Raw genomic sequence first — 3,333 nt, forward strand, 5'->3', positions numbered from 1 at the left:
TATTTGGAGCGGGCTTAGCCAGCTGCTGATCGGCGTGGCCTGAAATGCATTCAAAACTGTGGGAGCGGGCTTGCCCGCGAAGGCGGTCTGCCAGTGAAAAACGGGCTGACTGATCGACCGCTATCGCAGGCAAGCCAGCTCCCATAATTGGACCGTGTTTAGCCTGCTGCCAGTGGTGGTGTACGCGGCGGGATCAGGCGTTTGCTGCCGGTGGCTTCATACGCGGAAGCAAAACGCAGCAGCGCCGAATCGTCATAGGCACGCCCGGCGAAGGTCAACCCTACGGGCATGCCGATGTCCGCCATCACGCCCATCGGCACGGTGACGGTCGGCACGCCCAGGTGGCGGATCGCGAGGTTGCCGTTAGCCACCCAGACGCCGTTGCTCCAGGCGATATCCGCCGAGGCTTCGTTCACGTCGGCATCGGCCGGGCCGACATCGGCCACGGTCGGGAACAACACCGCGTCCAGCCCCCGTGCGTCCATCCAGTCTTCCAGGTCGATGCGTCGGGTCTGTTCCAGCCCGCGCAGGCCATCCGGCACGGTGCTGATTTCGTTCCACGGTGTGATGCCGCGCTCGGCCATGCGCACGTATTCGTCCATGCCGGCGGCCAGGTCGTCTTCACGGTTGGGCAGGGTGCCGGGGTCGTGCGGGAAGATTTTCGGCCCGTCGACATCCGCCAGGCGGTTCAGCGACGGGTCGTCGTTGGCGCGCAGGAAATCATCAAACGCCCAGGCCGACAGCTCCCACAATTCGTCGTGCAAAAATTCCTTGGAGACCAGGCCACGGGTAAACACCGTCGGCGCGCCTGGGCGGTCGCCTTCGCAGTTGGAGACCAGTGGGAAGTCGACTTCAATCACTTCGGCGCCGGCCGCTTCCAACGCCTGGCGCGCGGCGTGCCACAGGTCGATCACGCTGGCACGGGTGTGGATCTTTTGCCCGGTTGGCCCGCCGATTCCGGGTTTCTCGCTGGTGCCGGCCTCGGGGTCGGCATTGATGTACATGCGCGGCACGCCGAAACGCTTGCCGGCCAGGGATTCGCTGCCCACAGCCAGCTCAGCGTAAGAGGCCGGGCGCACCGACGCCACGCTCGGAATCGGCACCCACGGTTGCAGGCGCCAGAGGTCGCCGCGCGTGTCGGTGTCTTCGGCGACCACGACGTCGAGTACTTCGAGCAGGTCGGCCATGGTTCGTGCGTACGGCACTACCACGTCCATGGTTGGCGTCAGCGGCCAATTGCCGCGTACGGAAATGATCCCGCGCGATGGCGTGTAGGCACACAGGCCATTGTTGGACGCCGGGCCGCGCCCGCTCGACCAGGTTTCCTCGGCCAAACCGAAGGCGGCGAAGCTGGCAGCCGTTGCGGTGCCCGCGCCGTTGGACGAGCCGGAGGCAAACGGTGCCGTCAGGTAGTCAGCGTTGTACGGGCTTTCTGCACGGCCATAAACGCCGCGCTGCATCCCGCCATTGGCCATCGGCGGCATGTTGGTCTTGCCCAGGCAGATAGCGCCGCCGGCGCGCAGGCGCTCGATGGTGAAGGCGTCGCGCTGCGCCACCAGTGAGGCGAAGGCCGGGCTGCCGGAGGCCGCCGTCAGGCCTTTGACCAGGTAGCTGTCCTTGGCGGTATAGGGAATGCCGTCCAATGGCCCCAAGGTTTCGCCCTTGGCCCGGCGCGCATCGGCGGCCTTGGCTTCTTCAAGTGCTTGCGGGTTGCGCACCACCACGGCGTTCAATTTGGTCGCGGTCTGCGGGCCGTCATAGGCCTCGATCCGCGCCAGGTAAGCCTGGACCAGTTCAACGGCAGTGGTCTGGCCGCTTTCAAGCGCCGCGCGCAATTGGGCAATGGAGACTTCGGTAACTTGCATCACGTTTTTTTCGCCGCCTTCAAGTGGGAGGTATGGCGGCAGTCTACGTACAGATATTTCACAAAACCAGCGCCGCATACTCCGCGTAAGCGGCGCGCATCACTTGCCACGTGGGCGCGTCAGCCGGAATCAGATGTTCGATGCGCAGTGACGTGAGGGTGATGTCCTGGGGCATGCCGAAGGTGGTGAAGGTCGACAGGAAATTCAGTTCACCGCGATGTGAGCGGATGCGGGTGAGCAACAGCGGCGGCATTTCATTGGGCAACTGCGTGCTGCTCGGCACCGGCAAACGGGCCAGTAACCCGGCCAGTGCAGGATTACCCAGCGCTTCGCGGGTTGCGCGTTGCCAGGCGACGGTGCGGATTTCTTCGGCGTTGATCAGGTGATCGCCCAGGCCGCCGGTTTGCAACAGCGTGGTCAGCAGATTCAGCCCTTGGGCGGCATTCGGCTCAATCCCGACCAGCTCAAACAACAGGCCGGTGCTGGCGTTGGCGGCGAGCACTTGCCACTCGCTGTCCAGCAGAATCGCCGGGGCGGGATTGTTGGCGTGCAGCACATGGCTGACGGCGTCACGGACGGCGGCCATGGCCGGGGCGGCGAGTGGAGTGGCGGTGTAACGCGGCGCGTATCCGGCGGCGAGGAACACCTGGTTGCAGTGCTCCAGCGGGGCCTGCAGCGCCGTCAGCAGAGAATGCAAAGTACCCGGGCCTGGTTTGGCCCGGCCGGTTTCGATGCAACTGAGATGGCGCTGGGAAACGCCCGTGATCAAGGCCAGGTCCAGCTGGCTGAGCTTGGCGTGTCGACGCAATTGGCGCAGGTGCTGGCCGGCAGTAGAAGGGATGTCCATGGCCTGATCATGACCTGCGAGGTCATTGCGAGAGGCGCAACCTTATCACTATGTTGAGCCTCGATCATTTCAAGGAAGGCACCATGCGCAGACCTTATTTAGCCCTGGCCGGTTTGCTCGGGTTTTCGTTGTACACCTTGGCTACGATGCTCACGGCCGAGCAGTCACTGTTGGAATTTGGGCGGGAATTGATGTCGCGGCCGGACACCGCGCAGGTAGTGATTGACCTGTACCTGATGGCGGTACTTGCGTGCGTGTGGATGTATCGGGATGCGCGCGGGCGAGGGCGGTCGATGGCGTCGCTGGTGCCGTATTTTTTGCTGACGGCGGTGTTTGTGTCGGTGGGACCGTTGCTTTACATCGTCGTGAATGGGTTCTCACGCCAAGCGCCGAGCACTCGCGCGCCCGCCTGAGAGGCTCAAACCTGGGGCAATAAGCAAGCCCGCACTGGCAACCGGGCTAGCGGTGGTGAGCGGGTTGGCAGTGGCGAGCGGGCTGGCAGTGGTAAGCGGGCTGCCAGTGGCGAGCGGGCTTGCCCCGCGTTGGGTTGCGCAGCAACCCCAAAAAACTGCCGACGCGGTGTCCCTGGAACAACTTGGCGTCCTTTATGGGGTTGCTGCG

3 protein-coding genes are annotated in these 3,333 nt (G+C 64.2%); 1 reads left to right on the forward strand and 2 read right to left on the reverse strand.

Translation table 11 applies throughout. The features are described from left to right. Positions 1-158: 158 nt before the first annotated feature. Both AACV02_RS12800 and AACV02_RS12805 read right to left on the reverse strand, forming a co-directional pair. Complete coding sequence (locus AACV02_RS12800; protein ID WP_119740021.1) at positions 159-1,868, reverse strand: amidase; 1,710 nt, start codon at positions 1,866-1,868, stop codon at positions 159-161. Positions 1,869-1,923: 55 nt separating this feature from the next. After that, positions 1,924-2,712: a helix-turn-helix domain-containing protein gene (locus AACV02_RS12805; protein WP_119740023.1), complete on the reverse strand. Its 789-nt coding sequence runs from the start codon at positions 2,710-2,712 to the stop codon at positions 1,924-1,926. Positions 2,713-2,795: 83 nt separating this feature from the next. On the opposite strand from AACV02_RS12805, the gene AACV02_RS12810 reads away from it, so the two are divergent. After that, on the forward strand, positions 2,796-3,125 hold the full coding sequence (locus tag AACV02_RS12810) for a DUF2834 domain-containing protein (RefSeq protein ID WP_106579214.1): 330 nt from the start codon (positions 2,796-2,798) through the stop codon (positions 3,123-3,125). Positions 3,126-3,333: the final 208 nt, after the last annotated feature.

Origin of the sequence: Pseudomonas sp. Larv2_ips (assembly GCF_963879675.1) — a bacterium.
Taxonomy (GTDB): Bacteria; Pseudomonadota; Gammaproteobacteria; order Pseudomonadales; family Pseudomonadaceae; genus Aquipseudomonas.